The organism is Kluyvera sp. STS39-E (assembly GCF_040932435.1).
Classification (GTDB): domain Bacteria; phylum Pseudomonadota; class Gammaproteobacteria; order Enterobacterales; family Enterobacteriaceae; genus Kluyvera.
Genome location: NZ_JBFQGA010000004.1, coordinates 149,386 through 165,141 on the forward strand (window position 1 = coordinate 149,386; position 15,756 = coordinate 165,141).

General features: G+C 54.0%; 13 protein-coding genes. 3 read left to right on the plus strand and 10 right to left on the minus strand.

What is annotated here, in order from left to right:
* Position 1: 1 nt before the first annotated feature.
* The 5 genes from AB4K05_RS10095 to bglX form a co-directional block, all read right to left on the minus strand.
* A complete protein-coding gene (locus AB4K05_RS10095; RefSeq protein ID WP_368479851.1) occupies positions 2–919 on the minus strand; it encodes an ABC transporter substrate-binding protein in 918 nt (305 codons plus the stop codon).
* Between the two features lie 69 nt (positions 920–988).
* Positions 989–2,224: an MFS transporter gene (locus tag AB4K05_RS10100; RefSeq protein WP_368479852.1), complete on the minus strand. Its 1,236-nt coding sequence runs from the start codon at positions 2,222–2,224 to the stop codon at positions 989–991.
* A gap of 50 nt (positions 2,225–2,274) precedes the next feature.
* On the minus strand, positions 2,275–3,834 hold the full coding sequence (locus AB4K05_RS10105) for an MFS transporter (RefSeq protein ID WP_368479853.1): 1,560 nt from the start codon (positions 3,832–3,834) through the stop codon (positions 2,275–2,277).
* A 62-nt stretch (positions 3,835–3,896) separates the two neighbouring features.
* Positions 3,897–5,237: a glycoside hydrolase family 28 protein gene (locus AB4K05_RS10110; protein ID WP_368479854.1), complete on the minus strand. Its 1,341-nt coding sequence runs from the start codon at positions 5,235–5,237 to the stop codon at positions 3,897–3,899.
* 409 nt (positions 5,238–5,646) lie between these two features.
* Positions 5,647–7,944, minus strand: coding sequence for a beta-glucosidase BglX (gene bglX / locus AB4K05_RS10115; protein ID WP_368479855.1), 2,298 nt, complete (start codon positions 7,942–7,944; stop codon positions 5,647–5,649).
* A 198-nt stretch (positions 7,945–8,142) separates the two neighbouring features.
* Here bglX and dld point away from each other — a divergent pair, with 198 nt between their 5' ends.
* On the plus strand, positions 8,143–9,864 hold the full coding sequence (dld, locus tag AB4K05_RS10120) for a D-lactate dehydrogenase (RefSeq protein WP_368479856.1): 1,722 nt from the start codon (positions 8,143–8,145) through the stop codon (positions 9,862–9,864).
* An 89-nt stretch (positions 9,865–9,953) separates the two neighbouring features.
* On the opposite strand, the gene AB4K05_RS10125 is transcribed toward dld, so the two are convergent.
* Entirely contained in the window at positions 9,954–10,118 is a 165-nt protein-coding gene (locus AB4K05_RS10125; protein ID WP_368479857.1) for a hypothetical protein, read from the minus strand.
* Between AB4K05_RS10125 and AB4K05_RS10130 the strand changes: the two genes are divergently transcribed.
* Complete coding sequence (locus AB4K05_RS10130; protein ID WP_368479858.1) at positions 10,117–10,671, plus strand: N-acetyltransferase family protein; 555 nt, start codon at positions 10,117–10,119, stop codon at positions 10,669–10,671. The two genes, AB4K05_RS10125 and AB4K05_RS10130, sit on opposite strands and share 2 nt — an antisense overlap.
* Positions 10,672–10,757: 86 nt before the next feature.
* Here the strand turns inward: AB4K05_RS10130 and pbpG are convergent, their stop codons facing one another.
* Both pbpG and AB4K05_RS10140 read right to left on the minus strand, forming a co-directional pair.
* A complete protein-coding gene (gene pbpG, locus AB4K05_RS10135; protein ID WP_368479859.1) occupies positions 10,758–11,711 on the minus strand; it encodes a D-alanyl-D-alanine endopeptidase in 954 nt (317 codons plus the stop codon).
* Between the two features lie 178 nt (positions 11,712–11,889).
* A complete protein-coding gene (locus AB4K05_RS10140) occupies positions 11,890–12,477 on the minus strand; it encodes a Yip1 family protein (protein WP_368479860.1) in 588 nt (195 codons plus the stop codon).
* Between the two features lie 153 nt (positions 12,478–12,630).
* Here AB4K05_RS10140 and AB4K05_RS10145 point away from each other — a divergent pair, with 153 nt between their 5' ends.
* Positions 12,631–13,203 carry a DedA family protein gene (locus tag AB4K05_RS10145; RefSeq protein WP_368479861.1) on the plus strand — a complete coding sequence of 191 codons (573 nt, stop codon included), beginning with the start codon at positions 12,631–12,633 and terminating at the stop codon, positions 13,201–13,203.
* Positions 13,204–13,260: 57 nt separating this feature from the next.
* Here AB4K05_RS10145 and AB4K05_RS10150 read toward each other — a convergent pair whose 3' ends face one another.
* Both AB4K05_RS10150 and mdtQ read right to left on the minus strand, forming a co-directional pair.
* On the minus strand, positions 13,261–13,941 hold the full coding sequence (locus AB4K05_RS10150) for an oligogalacturonate-specific porin KdgM family protein (RefSeq protein ID WP_368479862.1): 681 nt from the start codon (positions 13,939–13,941) through the stop codon (positions 13,261–13,263).
* Between the two features lie 334 nt (positions 13,942–14,275).
* Positions 14,276–15,715, minus strand: a complete 1,440-nt coding sequence (mdtQ, locus tag AB4K05_RS10155) for a multidrug resistance outer membrane protein MdtQ (RefSeq protein WP_368479863.1) — start codon at positions 15,713–15,715, stop codon at positions 14,276–14,278.
* Positions 15,716–15,756: the final 41 nt, after the last annotated feature.

Genomic DNA, 15,756 nt, shown 5'->3' on the forward strand with positions numbered 1-15,756 from the left:
ATTACTTCGCCCACCCTTTTTGCTTCAGATAGCCTGCCGCCACGCTCTTGGCATCCAGCCCTTCTACCGCAATTTTTGCATTCAGGGTTTGCAGGGTTTTCTCATCAAGGCTGGCAAAGACCGGCTTCAACCACTGCTCAAGCTGCGGATAAGCCTTCAGCACGCTTTCACGCACCACCGGCGTTGGCGCGTAAATCGGCTGGACTCCTTTCGGATCGCTAAGCGTTTGCAGCCCCAATGCCGCCACCGGGCCATCGGTGCCGTAGGCCATCGCCGCATTTACCCCAGAAGTTTGCTGTGCCGCCGCTTTAATAGTGACTGCGGTATCGCCGCCCGCCAGCGATAACAACTGCGGCTGGTTCAATTTAAAATCGTAGGCTTTTTCAAACGCCGGCAGCGCATCGGCGCGCTCAATAAATTCAGCAGAAGCGGCAAGCTTGAAGGTGCCGCCGTCTTTCAGGTAGCGACTCAAATCAGCAAGCGAGGTCAGCTTCTCCTTTTGCGCGATATCTTTGCGTACGGCGATGGTCCAAGTATTGTTTGCCGGAGCCGGCGTCAGCCAGACGAGGTGATTTTTCTCGGCATCCAGCTTTTTCACTTTCTCATACCCGGCTTGGGCATTTTTCCACGCGGGGTCGTTTTCGTCTTTAAAGAAAAAAGCGCCGTTGCCGGTGTATTCCGGGTAGATATCCAGTTCGCCAGACGTTATTGCGCCACGCACCACCGGCGTGGTGCCAAGCTGGACTTTATTGACGGTTTTGACGCCGTGGCTTTCCAGCACCTGCAGAATAATGTTGCCCAGCAGCGCCCCTTCAGTATCTATTTTTGAGCCAACCTTCACCGGCTCAGCGGCCTGCAATGGCAGACTGACCGCTGCCAGCAGAACCAGTGGACCGCTCCATCCCCGTAAAATCGTCATACGCATTCCTCTGTATTGCGCTCAATAAATACGGCGCTTCGCCAAAAAGCGTAGACGATTTTTCGCCAATTAGCTGTTTTCTGACATTTTTAACGGGATGGTCAGTAAACTGGCGGCGAAATAAAGCAGCGCAATCACCCATAGCGTACCTTCAACACCCAGCGGATTAATGCACAGGGTTACGATAAGCGGGCCGACAAAATTGCTCAGTCCTGAGCCCAGGTTGAGGCAGGAGATTGCCGCCCCTTTGTTGTCGGGCAGCAGCGAGGGTATGAGCGCGCTTAACGGGCCAAATGCCCCAAGGCCGACGGCATAAATCGCCAGCGCTGCAATCATCGCCGCGCTGCTGTGACCAAACAGCACCGGCGCATAGCACACAGCCAGCGCCGCTATACCGCACAACGTCCCAGCAAACCACATCACCGTATTTCGCCAGCCGATGGTGTCGCCCAGCCAGCCGAAGAAGTAGTTGGCGAAGATATTCACCACGTTGACCAGTCCCCAAATGGTGAGCCACTCCTCGATGCTAAAACCAAAGCGCGGCAGGTAGACCGGCATGAGGATCACCAGCGAAAACTTGCCGATATCGTTGATGGTTTTCACCACCACCGCGATGCGCATTTTCGGCTCGCGTACCAGCACAATAATGCCTTCCGCAAGCGCGGCACCTACCGCCACATTCTGCTGCCACTGCGGTTTATCGCGATTGAGCAGCAGCGCGCAGCCGCAGCCCGCCAAGACAAAAATAAAACCTGAAAGTAAGGTCGCGGTCTCCCCCGCTCGCGGGATCATAAACCCGGAGAACCACGGTCCGACGATCGTCATGCCGACGCCAAAGGCAATCCAGAACCAAGAGACGGCGCGCCCCAGGATGCGCGCCTCACAGCGCTGGTTAATCCACACTAAAAATGAATAGGCAAACAACGGATAGGCCATACCGCGTATTGCGTAGGTCACCATCATCAGCGGATAGTTGACGTCCGGTAAAGCGACAAAAATAAACGGCAGCGAACCGACAAAATAAAGTCCAGTCGCCAGCCACATCAGCCGGCGCACGCCCAGCACACCTGCACCGATGCCAGAAAACCACGAAATAGCGGCAACACACAGACCAAATACCGATAACAACAGGCTGATGTTTACGGCGTCGAGGCCGCGTTGCTGGAGTAGTGACGCCAGCCAGCTTTGTTCGATAGTGGCTCCGGTAATAAACAAGAAGACGCCAATAAAGCCCCACACCAGCTCACGCGGCAGGCCTAATCGCGCCCAGATACCCTGCTGAATAAATAAAGTCCGATCGGTCATCTCTCTTACCCAAAAAAATCCCGGGGTCGCAACGCTCGCCCGGGGTAGTTTTATGCGTTACGCCATTGCGTCTGTTGCTGTTTAGCTTTCAGCAGGCTGCGGTTTACGTGGCCCACGGTGTTGTCGCCCCAGCACTGTTCGTACGGCATACCGGTCAGGCTTTCGATAACCTCTTTCGTTTGTGCCGTGACGGTGGCTTTGCTGCCGCCCTGTTTCAGGCGCGCCACTTCCTCATTGAGCACCGCGTGAGTCCGGCTGTTCACTTTGAACTGGAACGCCGACCAGATCCCCCAAAGAGTCAGCATCACCGGCAGGATTATCATGATCGCGAGGATCATGTTGATAGCCGACTGCGGCTGGCTGCTATGGCCGGTAATAAACCCAGACATTTGCAGCGCAACGCCGACCAGGAAAATAGACAGCGCCTGAGAGGCTTTACGCAACAGGCTCATAAAGCCCGCGAAGATCCCTTCACGACGGTTACAGGTCAGGATTTCATCGACATCCGCTACGAAGGTGTAGTTGTTCCATGGAATCGAGTAGATACCGCCACGCGCCAAACCCGCCACGCCCGCCGCCAGATACAGCATCGCCATACTGGTGGAGCCGTAGAAATAGGTAAGCGTAAACAACGCAAAAGCCACCAGCGCCATCAGCGCCTGAGTGGCAAACGCCCGGGACGGCGAGTAGCGCAGCGTCAGCCAGGTCGCTACGCCAACACCGAAGAATTGCAGGCCGTTTATCACGCTTAGCAGATTGCTGGCGACCACTGACGAGGTTGCCAGTGCAAAGACCACGAAGTAGGTAAAGACGGAGTTAAAGATATCCTGGGCCACCGAACCGCCGAGATACATGCCAAGGTGCGAGCGGAAGGTTTTGATTTTCAGCGTCGAGACAAAATCGTAGTAGATATCAAATATCCGCGTCGTCAGCGGCTGTTTCTCTGTGGTTTCAACACTACGTTCATACTGTTCAATCTCTTCCAACGAGCGCTCCCAGGTGCCGAAATAGACGAAGAACAGCACCACCATAAAGGCGACGGTGAAAATCGCCCCAGCGTAGAAGAATGAGATAGCCGAGTCAGAGCCGAAATAAGCCAGCAAACGCCCTGGCAGAAATGCGGCGGTAAAACCAGCAAACTGGGCGATATACATGCGGGCGCTGGTGAGCTTCGAGCGCTTGGTGAAATCGGAGGTCATCTCCGCCGACAGCGTGTCGTACGGGATTAAAATCATCGAATAGACAATTTCGAACAGAATATAGACCAGCAGGTACATCCAGTAGTTGAAGCCCTGCACCCACAGCAGGCTATAGACCGCCACCAGCGGAATGCTCAACAGCAGGAAGAAACGGCGACGCCCGAAGCGGCGGCCAAGGCGTGTTTTGTGGAAGTTATCAGAAATGTAGCCCATTAGCGGACACATAATCACATCGACGATGCGCGCTACGGCGAACAGCGACCCCGCTTCAATCGGCGTCAGGCCGCAAAAGGTGGTTAAAAAGAACAACAACCAGGCGCTGACCAGCGTAAACGCACCCGACCCGATCACATCCGCAAGGCCATAGCAGACGTAGTTGTGGAGTTTTATTTCCCGCACTTTTTTTATCATTTTCCATCCCCTTGAACAGAGCAAAACGGCGCAGTCTTTTGCCACGCCGTCATCAAATAACATCAGGCGTCGGCGTTTTCCTGCACGATTTCGCGGCTATTCCAGTCCGGCGGCAGCGGCTGCGGACGGCGAATGTGCAGCGAATTCAGCGTCAATCCCCGCACACCGTTGGCATACAGCGCAGGCAAGCCGCCAGGATAGGTGTCCACGCCCCAGGCGCGGCCGGTTTGTGGATTCACACGATAGGCGTTATCCGTCCCCATCCCGGTGGGATTGGCGGGATTACACGGTGGGCGAATGTCGTAGCAGCGCTGCTCGTCAGAAGGGCTCGCTACCTGCTGCAAGGAGACGGTATTAAAGCTCACATGGCGAATATCACCCGGCGTCTCGCTGTGTAAATTGATAGCTCCTTCCGCCACGCCGGAGAGTTGGCTGAAGGTAATGTCCTCCACCCAGCCCGGACGTATTTGCGGGTCACGGTGACGCACCGAGACAAACACCGGATCGGCTTTCCCCCAATGGCACGGATGACCGTGGCGGCAGTCGAACAGGATGTTGCTGAAAATCATCTGGCTAAACCGACCGCCGTCGCGGGAGACAAGCCCAATGCCGCGATTGGACTCAAAAATAGAGCAGTTATGAACCGCGATATGGCTGATATCGGCGTAGGTTTCGGTGCCAACCTTAATGGCGCAACTTTTCGAGCGGATAAGGCAGTTATTGACCACCACGTGGCGCGTGGCCTGTTGCAAGCTTTCCGGTTTGCGAGTGGTTTTGATACAGATCCCATCATCAGCGGCGCTGAAGTAGCTGTCGCTGATATGCACATGCTGGCAGCTGTCGATATCCAGCGCGTCGGTATTCGACAGCGCCAAATCATTATCGATGGTCAAGTTGTGGATGAAGACCTGATTGCAGCTGACTAAATGCGCCGTCCACATTGGTGAATCGCTGATGGTGATATCGCGAATACGCACCTGCTGACAGCCTTCCAGCACCAGCATACGCGGGCGCATGGTTTTCGGCTGGTAATAACCCTGGTCGTCGGCGCTGGCGGCAAACCACGCGCTGGCCCCGCCCACGAGAGCCCCTTCGCCGCTGACGGTTAGGTGGTGACAGCCATGTGCGTAAATCAGCGCCATCCGCGAGAGTTCGGCGACGGTTTGCGTCATCTCTGCCGGGTAATCTTCCACGTGAGGGCTTGCCAGCAGACGAGCACCGGCTTCTAGATGCAGGGTAAAATTCGATGGCAGAACCAGCGTACCGGTCATCCAGTCTCCGGCTGACACCACCAGCGTGCCGCCACCTGCCCGGTCAATCTCATCAATAAGCTGTTGAAGCTGTGCGGTCAGCGGCGTTTTGCCGCTGCGGTCTAGAGACGTGCTATGCAGTGAAATCTTCATGTCGCTACCTGCTGATATTGAGATAGCTGCATTTAACGCGGTTTCCCTATTCGCCTCGTCGGGCAAATGCGCGCTTTTTTACGTATTAGTGAATGGCATCACGCCTGCTCTGATGCTGCGAGAAGCCTTTTGATCTCACGCACAAAACGGCGATACGCGCGGAAGACATGTCGTGACATAAGTCACATAACGTACGCAAGAGCGGATAAAAAACAGGCTATTTGGCGCAGATGAGAGATGGCGGGAAGATAAATCGCGATGGGGTTCACAAAGTGATACAAGAGTTGGGCTTGGGGGATTGCCCCTCACCCTACCCCTCTCCCCAGAGGGGAGAGGGAACCAATAGTGCGGCGTATCAGCGTTGTAGGCCGGATAAGGCGCAGCCGTCATCCGGCAATCAGGCGGTATTTTACAGCAGTTCGAATTCGCCCTGCTTCACGCGAGCAGAATCAACGCCGATAAAGACGTTAAATTTGCCCGGCTCCGCTGCGTACTTCATCTGCTGATTCCAGAACTTCAGCTGTTCTACATCGATTGGGAAGCTGACCGTCTGGGTTTCGCCCGGTTTCAGGTTCACTTTTTCGAAGCCTTTAAGCTGTTTAATCGGGCGGCTCATCGACGCCGTGACGTCCTGCAAATACATTTGAATGACCGTCGCCCCTTCACGTTTGCCGGTGTTGGTCACCTGTACGCTGGCGGTGACGCTGCCGTTTGCCTTCATGCTTGGCGCTGAGAGCTTCACATCCGACACTGAGAAGGTGGTGTAGCTCAGGCCATAGCCAAATGGATACAGTGGACCGTTAGCCTCGTCAAAGTAGCGCGAGGTGTACTTGTTCGGCTTGTCAGCATTGTACGGACGACCGGTGTTCAGATGGCTGTAGTACTGCGGGATCTGGCCGACTGAACGCGGGAAAGACATCGGCAGCTTGCCGGACGGGTTGTAGTCGCCGAACAGCACATCGGCGATAGCGTTACCGCCTTCGGTACCGGCAAACCAGGTTTCCAAAATGGCGTCAGCTTGGCGGTCTTCTTTCACCAGCGTCAACGGACGGCCGTTCATCAGCACCAGTACCAGCGGTTTGCCCGTGGCTTTCAGCGCGGCAATCAGATCCTGCTGGCTTTGCGGAATAGAAATCTCGGTACGGCTGGAAGCTTCATGCGCCATGCCCTGCGCTTCGCCGACCACCGCAACCACCACGTCAGATTGTTTGGCGGCAGCAACCGCTTCATCAATCATCGCCTGCGGTGAGCGCGGGTCAATTTTCACCGCTTCTTCGTACAGGTTGAGGAAATCAATGATGCCTTTGTCATTGGTCGCGTTTGCGCCTTTGGCGTACACCACTTTCCCCTGCCCGGCCATCACATTCTTGATGCCGCTCAACACGGTGACCGACTGCCCGGCTACGCCCGCCGCGGACCAGCTGCCCATAACGTCGCGCTGACTATCGGCCAGTGGCCCGACAACGGCAACGGTCGCCTCTTTCTTCAGCGGCAGCGTTTCCAGACGGTTTTTTAGCAGCACCAGACTTTGACGCGCGACTTCACGCGCTTCGGCACGGTGCAGACGGCTTTCGGCATTGGTGTCCTGTGGGTCGGAATCTTTCGGCCCTAAGTGGCTGTACGGATCGTTAAACAGCCCCATATCATATTTCACGTTCAATACGTGACGGGTCGCGTCGTCAAGCTCCGCCATCGTGACTTTGCCGGATTTCACCAGCCCCGGCAGATATTTGCTGTAGTACTCGTCGCTCATGCTCATATCAATCCCGGCCTTCAGCGCAACACGCACTGCATCTTCCGGGTCAGCCGCTGTGCCGTGCTTAATCAGCTCCTTAATCGCCCCGTGGTCGGAGACGGTAATGCCTTTAAAGCCCCACTGGTTACGCAGCACGTCTTTGAGCAGCCAGGCATCTGAGGTCGCTGGCGTGCCATTTAGCGAGTTCAGGCCGATCATCACCGCGCCGCTACCGGCATCCAGCCCGGCTTTGTATGGCGGCATGTAGTCGTTGAACAGGCGCTGTGGGCTCATATCGACGGTGTTGTACTCTTTGCCGCCCTCAACTGCGCCATAGGCGGCGAAGTGCTTGACGCTGGTCATCACCGAGTAACGATCCGCCGGGCTTTTGCCCTGCATCGCTTTCACCATGGTTTCGCCCATGATGGAAGTCAGATAGGTATCTTCACCAAAGCCCTCGGAGGCGCGGCCCCAGCGCGGATCGCGCGAGACATCGACCATCGGCGCCCAGGTCATATTCAGGCCGTCGTCCGCCGCTTCATAGGCCGATACGCGGCCAACGGTTTTCACCGCATCGAGGTTAAACGTCGAGGCCAGACCGAGGCTAATTGGGAAGACGGTGCGCTGGCCGTGCACCACGTCATAGGCGAAGAACAGCGGGATTTTCAGGCGGCTCAGCGACATCACCTGATCTTGCATGGCGCGGATATCTTTACGGGTCACGGTGTTAAAAATCGCCCCGACTTGGCTATCTTTGATCATGTCGCGAATGGCTTCTTTCGGGTTGTCCGGGCCGACGCTAATCAGACGCAGCTGGCCGATTTTTTCATCGACGGTCATCTTCTTCAGCAGGTCGCTGACAAACGCATCGCGCGCTTGCGGGGTAAGCGGATGGTTACCAAACAGATCCTCCGCCAGAGCGGGTTGCAACGCCAAGCTCACGGCGACGCTAACAGATAAAAGCCATTTCATATTCTTATAGTCTCTTGAGTCTATGCCGGTTCAAGCGGCGAGGTCCGATGAAAAATCGCAGTTTGCCATAAACTTAAAGTACAGAGGCATAAAAGGCGAAGGTTATTCTCTGATTTTTAGAAACATTCACTCCCTAAATGGTCATACAAAGCGCTATTCTTAGAATCGACAAAATTGTCCCACCACAAGGAGTGGAGAATGTCTTCTCAAACTACAACTGATAATAATGCGTTGATTAACGAGCTCTCCCGCCTGGTTGGTCATGCTCACCTGTTGACCGACCCCGCTAAAACCGCCCGCTATCGCAAGGGCTTTCGTTCTGGACACGGCGATGCGCTTGCCGTGGTCTTTCCCGGTTCACTGCTAGAACTGTGGCGCGTACTGAACGCCTGCGTAACCGCGGACAAAATTATTCTGATGCAGGCCGCCAACACCGGTCTGACCGAAGGTTCTACGCCAAGCGGTAACGACTACGACCGCGATATCGTCATCATCAGCACTCTGCGCCTCGACAAACTGCATCTGTTGGATAAAGGCGAGCAGGTGCTGGCGTGGCCTGGCACCACCCTCTATTCGCTGGAAAAAGCGCTGAAGCCGTTTGGCCGCGAGCCGCACTCGGTGATTGGGTCGTCGTGCATCGGCGCGTCGGTTATCGGCGGTATCTGTAATAACTCCGGCGGTTCGCTGGTGCAACGCGGCCCGGCCTATACCGAAATGTCGCTATTCGCACGCATTGACGAACAGGGCAAGCTGACGCTGGTTAACCATCTCGGCATCGATCTGGGCGACACCCCTGAGCAAATTTTAAGTAAGCTCGACGATGAACGCGTGAAAGACAGCGACGTTCAGCACGATGGTCGTCACGCTCACGATTATGATTACGTGAACCGCGTGCGCGACGTTAACGCCGATACCCCAGCGCGTTATAACGCCGATCCTGACCGTCTATTTGAGTCCTCCGGCTGCGCAGGCAAGCTGGCGGTATTCGCCGTGCGCTTAGATACCTTCCCGGCGGAAAAACGCCAGCAGGTCTTCTATATCGGGACCAACCAGCCGGACGTGCTGACCGAAATCCGCCGCCATATTCTGGCTGAGTTTAAAAACCTGCCGGTAGCGGGCGAATATATGCACCGCGATATTTACGATATCGCCGAGCAGTACGGCAAAGATACCTTCTTGATGATCGACAAGCTTGGCACCGATAAAATGCCTTTCTTCTTCACCATGAAGGGCCGTACCGATGCCGCACTGGAGAAAGTGTCGCTGTTCAAACCGCACTTCACCGATCGCTTTATGCAGAAGCTGGGCCACGTCTTCCCGGCGCACCTGCCAGCGCGCATGAAAACCTGGCGCGATAAATACGAGCACCATCTGCTGTTGAAAATGTCCGGCGACGGCATTGATGAAGCGCAGGCGTGGCTCACCGAGTACTTTAAGGATGCCGAAGGCGATTTCTTCGCCTGTACGCCAGAAGAAGGCAGCAAGGCGTTCCTGCACCGTTTCGCGGCGGCAGGTGCGGCAATTCGCTATCAGGCGGTTCACGCGGACGAAGTGGAAGATATCCTGGCGCTCGACATCGCGCTGCGCCGTAATGATACGGAATGGTTTGAACATCTGCCGGCGGAAATCGACAGTAAGCTGGTGTACAAACTCTACTACGGTCACTTTATGTGTCACGTTTTCCACCAGGATTACATCGTTAAAAAAGGCGTCGATCCACATGAGCTGAAAGAGCAAATGTTGGTGCTGCTGCGCGAACGCGGAGCGCAGTATCCGGCGGAGCATAACGTGGGTCATCTGTATGAGGCCGATGACAATCTCAAACGCCACTACCGCGAAAACGATCCGACCAACAGCATGAACCCAGGAATTGGCAAAACCAGTAAGTTGAAATATTGGGGCGAGAAAACCGACGCCTGAGCCTATAGGCCGGATAAGGCAGCGAAGCCGCTATCCGGCAATAGATGCACCGTGCCTGATGGCGCTACGCTTATCAGGCCTACGCTAAATTACAGCGCCATATCGTGCTGCAGTGAAGCGCTCGGCTGGCTTTTTTGTAGGCCGGATAAGGCAAAGCCGCCATCCGGCAATCTGCTCCGGGTGCCTGATGGCGCTACGCTTAGCGGGCCTACTATGCCCAATTTCACGAGAGTAACCACAAGGAATTTGCTCATGTCTACGCTTGATGTCACCTGTGACGCCGATATTGAAATCCGCGCAGCCCAGGCTGACGATGTTCAGGCCATTGCCGCACTGTACGCTTGGCATGTCCTCAATGGACGCGCCTCGTTTGAAGAAGTCCCGCCCTCTATCGATGAAATGCGCCAACGCATGGAAGAGATCCAGCAGCAGGGTCTACCTTGGCTGGTCGCGCTCTATCGCGGCGAGATTGCGGGGTACTGCTACGCCAGACCGTACCGCCCTCGCCCGGCCTACCGGTATACGCTGGAAGAGTCTATTTACGTCGATACCAACATGACTAAACACGGTATCGGCAGCCATCTGCTGACGGCGCTGATTACCATTTGTGAACAGGGGCCGTGGCGACAGCTGCTCGCGGTCATTGGCGATGGCAATAATAATATCGGCTCGCTGCGCCTGCATAAAAAGCATGGATTCGAGGTGGCAGGTCAGCTGCGTAGCGTTGGCTACAAGCTGGGGGACTGGCGGGATACGGTGATTATGCAGCGCCCACTCAACGATGGTGACTGGACGCTGCCTGAGTAATTTACATGTCATCCTGCAAGCTGTATTGGCGTTGGCAGCGATAACTCGCCGCCTTCGTACAGCTTGCAAGATTTGTGTAAGGACGATCAGTCGTCCTGGGTGGTCTGCCCGCTGCGTTGGGCCTTGGCAATATCGCCTTCCACCTGGGCTTCTTTTTGCTTTTTATAGCTCAGCGCTGCCGCAGGAACCGGCATCACCTTTCCAGTTTCTACCCACGTACGCAGACGACTGGCGTCAGCAAAGTGGGTGTATTTACCAAACGCATCCATCACCACCATCGCCACCGGACGATTGTTCATCACGGTACGCATCACCAGGCAGTGACCCGCAGCATTAGTAAAGCCGGTTTTGGTCAGCTGAATACTCCAGTTATCACGGTACACCAAATGGTTAGTGTTGCGGAACGGCAGCGTATAGGCAGGGTGCGCAAAGGTGGCGGTGTCTTCTTTGGTGGTGCTCAACTGCCCAATCAGCGGGTACTGCTTGGTGGCAATCAGCAGCTTAGTCAAATCACGCGCGGTAGAGACGTTGTGAATCGACAGCCCCGTCGGCTCGACGTAGCGGGTGCGGCTCATGCCAAGCGCTTTGGCTTTAGCATTCATTGCACGAATAAACGCATCATAGCCGCCCGGATAGTGATGAGCGAGGCTCGCCGCTGCGCGGTTTTCGGAAGACATTAGCGCCAGCAGCAGCATATTTTTACGGCTGATCTGGCTATTCAGACGGACGCGAGAGTAAATGCCCTTCATCTCTGGCGTATGGCTGATATCCACAGTCAGGATCTCATCCAGCGGTAAATGGGCATCCAGCACCACCATCGCCGTCATCACCTTGGTGATGGAAGCCATCGGGCGCACCAGATCCGGCTGGTTCGCATAAATGACTTTATTAGTATTCAGATCGACAATCATTGCGCTACCGGAAGCAATATCCGGCTGCGAGGCAACGGCGGTCACGGCCGTTTTGGCGCTTGCCTGAGGTGCAAAAGGCACAGCCAACACAAGAGCAAGGCTGAGCAGGGAAACACGAAATTTCTGCATGGTGAGTATTCTGGCGGTTATTTATGCACAATATGATAGACAACCGCTTCGCACCATACGGTTGCGAAGCGGAATGTCCCATCATAGCGCGGAGTACGCGGAATCTACCAGAAAATAATAGTGAATAAATGCTGCATTGCTGGCGTAATTAAATTCACGCCAGCAATGAGTTAAGCCCCTAGAACAATCGGTAGCCGTAGCCCCATAGCACCACGGTCAGCGCCAGCAGAACTTCCAGAACCAACACACCAATCGCCAGCGTCGAACTGGCAAAGCTGAGCCCTTCTTCGCGGTCGATATTCAAGAAGGTTGGGATACCGACATACAGCAGATAACCGGTGTAAAACAGCGCGACTGTTCCGACCAACGCACACAGCCACACCAGCGGATAGAGCGCGACAATCCCGCTTAGGAAGATAGGCGTCGCCACATAGCCGGCAAACACCATACAGCGCTTGAGCGACGGTCGGTTCGGGTAGTTACGCGCCATCCACCAGATGACTCGCCCCATCACCGCGACGCCCGCCAGCATCAGCGCATAGAACAGCACCGCCATGCCCAGACCGGTCATGATGGAAAGCCTGACCACGTTGCCGTCGCCAAAATTCCAGCCAAGTTGGGTGGTACCAATGAAAGCACAGATGACCGGAATGGCCGCCATGATCAGTACGTGATGCACATAGTGGTGAGAAACGGTTTCATTCTCGCTACGGATAATATGCATTTCTTTATCAGGGTGGGAGAAAAGTCCCCATACATGGTTCATAACGCCTCCTCTGCACGGCTTCGTACCACGTTGCTGTAAGTATAATTCACGTCAATGATTATTTTGTGTACAACGCAAAAAATAGCGGCCCCTGCGTTCTCGCTCTGAGGGTGTATGATAAGTAGTACGATGTTGTAAGGAGTGAGTGTTTGCATGGATATCAATAACCTGATTTCCCACTATGGTTACGCGGCGCTGATTATCGGCAGCATGGCGGAAGGTGAAACAATTACGCTGCTCGGCGGCGTAGCGGCACATCAGGGCCTGTTGAAATTTCCACTGGTAGTGATTTCGGTGGCGTTGGGTGGCATGATCGGCGATCAGCTGCTTTATCTACTTGGGCGACGGTTTGGTGGTCGGTTACTTAAGCGTTTCTCACGCCATCAGGCGCGTATTCGCAAAGCGCAGCGCTTAATTAAAAGTCATCCCTATCTGTTCGTTATCGGCACGCGCTTTATGTACGGCTTCCGGGTCATTGGGCCGTTGCTGATTGGCGCAAGCGGCCTGCCGCCGAAAATTTTCCTGCCGCTAAATATTGTCGGCGCGATTATCTGGTCGCTCATATTCACGACGCTTGGCTATCTTGGCGGCGAGGCAATTGGCCCATGGCTTCATCATCTCGACCTACACTTTAAGCATATTATCTGGCTGGTGCTGGCGGTTGTGCTGGTGGTTGCGCTGCGCTGGTGGATGAAACGACGGGAAGCAAAAAGGCCGCAGGAATAACGCCGGTGATAATTCAGGCCCGGGGACGCGGCCAAGCCGTCCCCGAGGTTAAACGACTTAGAAGGTGTACTGTACACCTACACGAAAACGCGTCTGGCGATCGTCGTCGGTGCTGTTCACCGAAACATTCCCAATCTGTGCGTACGGTTTCCAGTTCTTATCAATGGCATAAGCGACTTTTAAATCCAGCTCATAATCATCTTTGCCATCATTATATCTAAAATAGTTATCGCTTTTCTTATAGAGATAATTACCTTCAATTGTCCATTTCTGAACTTTATACCCTAACCAGAGATCGCCTCGATTGGTATGATCATCTTCTTTCCCATATCCGGTTTCACGCGTGTACTCGTAACGGTAGCGGGCTGCGATATAAAAACCATTTTCAAAACTATACTGACCACGTATATAAGGTTTATAAATCGCTTTCGATGACGAAGTTTCTAACGCAAATCCCGGCTGGATAGTTATCTCGGGAGCCGCATTAAATTGATAGCTCAGCACATATTCATCGCCATTATCGACAACATCATTAAATGCTTTATCCGAGTTATCACCACCCGACTTGGTTTTGGCTTCAACCGAGAAGCCAAAACCGTTGGCAAAGCGGTGAGAAATCAGCACCCTGTCCTTTTGAGCTTCGGAGTCGTCGGTATATTCATGACGCAGGTCAATCGTAACCGCGCCCGCTGATGCACTAGCCAATGCCAGTATCCCTAGAGTTATTAATTTTTTCACGCACTCGTCCTTTGCTTTTTAGTTAAAAAATCAGAGAGCAACCGACCATAATATATAAATAACAAATATGATTATTATTAAGTTAAAAATAGAACAAGAAAGATATTGTTTTTCTGGTGGCGATATTATGGGGATAAAAAAGAAGTGTCATGCATTTAAATACGAATACGTGATCGCAAACATATTAAAATTTCACTTAGGACGGAACTTTCTAATTAAATTAAAATTCAAATAGCCGCTATTTATATTAATAAATAATATTATTTAACTGAGATATTATTTTTTCATTTCTCCCTGCATCATCGATGCAAGGAGAAATCATCACTGCAGAGGTTTATTGATTGGACTGGTGATATCCGCCGCCCAGCGCCGAGGTCAGCTGAATGCTGGCATCAAGCCATTGCCCATGCAGACGTAGCGCATTAATGCGCTCTTCCAGCGCGGGCAGTTTAGCCACGCTAACCTGAGCACCGGCAATAATCCCAGCATTCATGCGCTGTTGGGCCAAATTCACCACCCGCTGCACATCTTTTTCGACCTGCGCCTGCTGTTGATTTTTCGCCATAAGGGTTTCGACTTGGCTTGCCGTTTTAGCCACCTGATTAACCGCATCAACCACCGCTTTGTTGTAGCTGGCGATGGAAAGATTGTTCTGCGCGCTGGCAATATCCAGATTGGCATTCAAACGACCGCTATCAAAGATTGGCAGCGTCAGCCCGGCGGTCACCCCCATCTGCTGGGCCGAATGACGGAACAGATCGCTTAAGTGCAACGCATCCTGTTGCAGGAAAGCCATCAGATTAATGTCCGGGTAGAACGCCGCTTTCGCCGCATCGATTTCGCTCAGCGAAGCTTCAATATACCAGTGCGCTTCCTGCAAATCTGGACGACGCGCCAACAGTTCATAACCTAAGGTTGCGGGCATTTTGCTGGCAACGGCAGGTAAATTCGTTTTACGCAAATTGAGCGAGCGGCTCTGGCTATTCGTCAACGCCATCAGGCGAGCCTCAATCTCTTTCATATTGCCTTCAACGTCGGCCAACTGCTGATCGGTTTTGCTGACGTTAATATCGTTCTCAGCGCCTTCGGCGGAGTTGGTTATCCCGCGCGCTAAAAGCGCGGTATCAACGGTTACGATATTGTTTTGTTCGCTTCTCGTTTGCTGAAGTACGTCGTGAATGGCCGCTTCGGTTTGCCACTGCCAATATAGGCGGGCCACGCTGCTGGCCAGCAGTTCGCTGGTTTGCGCCCGTTCAGCCACTTTCGCCTTCACTTCGCCAATCCGCGCTTCGACCTCGGCGCGATTTTTGCCCCACAGGTCCAGATCCCACCCGGCGGTTAGGCCAAAGGTCCCGTTGGTATACCACGGCCCGGTGTTGCCATCCGTATCGGTGGCAAACGGCCCCATTAGGCCCTCTGACGACATTTTCTGCCGCTCAAGATTGGCCCCAAAATCCACTTCCGGCCCCAGCGACGATTTTGACATCCGCGCCTGCGCTTCCGCGAGCTTGATGCGCTGATCGGCAATCTGCATATCCGGGGAATTTGCCAGCGCCCGGCTGATTAAGCTATTAAGCTGCGCATCGTGATAATCCTGCCACCAGTTGCTCTGTGGCCAGCCGTTTTTCACCGCCGCAGGAAGTTCCGTAGAAACCGTCGAGGCCGCAACCTGCTGTTTCATCGGAGAGCCAATATCATGCGAAGGAGCGCAGCCAGCCAGCGCGATGAGCAGGGGTAAACCAGACAACACGCGTGTTTTCAGAGTTAGGTTCATATAAGACGTCGGGTTACTTAATAAGGGCGGATATAATAATT

Excerpts from the sequence above, each read along its gene's own strand:
- AB4K05_RS10095 (WP_368479851.1), bottom strand. The coding sequence starts at position 919 with ATGACGATTTTACGGGGATGGAGCGGTCCACTGGTTCTGCTGGCAGCG.
- AB4K05_RS10100 (WP_368479852.1), bottom strand. The coding sequence starts at position 2,224 with ATGACCGATCGGACTTTATTTATTCAGCAGGGTATCTGGGCGCGATTA.
- AB4K05_RS10105 (WP_368479853.1), bottom strand. The coding sequence starts at position 3,834 with ATGATAAAAAAAGTGCGGGAAATAAAACTCCACAACTACGTCTGCTAT.
- AB4K05_RS10110 (WP_368479854.1), bottom strand. The coding sequence starts at position 5,237 with ATGAAGATTTCACTGCATAGCACGTCTCTAGACCGCAGCGGCAAAACG.
- bglX (WP_368479855.1), bottom strand. The coding sequence starts at position 7,944 with ATGAAATGGCTTTTATCTGTTAGCGTCGCCGTGAGCTTGGCGTTGCAA.
- dld (WP_368479856.1), top strand. The coding sequence starts at position 8,143 with ATGTCTTCTCAAACTACAACTGATAATAATGCGTTGATTAACGAGCTC.
- AB4K05_RS10130 (WP_368479858.1), top strand. The coding sequence starts at position 10,117 with ATGTCTACGCTTGATGTCACCTGTGACGCCGATATTGAAATCCGCGCA.
- AB4K05_RS10125 (WP_368479857.1), bottom strand. The coding sequence starts at position 10,118 with ATGAGCAAATTCCTTGTGGTTACTCTCGTGAAATTGGGCATAGTAGGC.
- pbpG (WP_368479859.1), bottom strand. The coding sequence starts at position 11,711 with ATGCAGAAATTTCGTGTTTCCCTGCTCAGCCTTGCTCTTGTGTTGGCT.
- AB4K05_RS10140 (WP_368479860.1), bottom strand. The coding sequence starts at position 12,477 with ATGAACCATGTATGGGGACTTTTCTCCCACCCTGATAAAGAAATGCAT.
- AB4K05_RS10145 (WP_368479861.1), top strand. The coding sequence starts at position 12,631 with ATGGATATCAATAACCTGATTTCCCACTATGGTTACGCGGCGCTGATT.
- mdtQ (WP_368479863.1), bottom strand. The coding sequence starts at position 15,715 with ATGAACCTAACTCTGAAAACACGCGTGTTGTCTGGTTTACCCCTGCTC.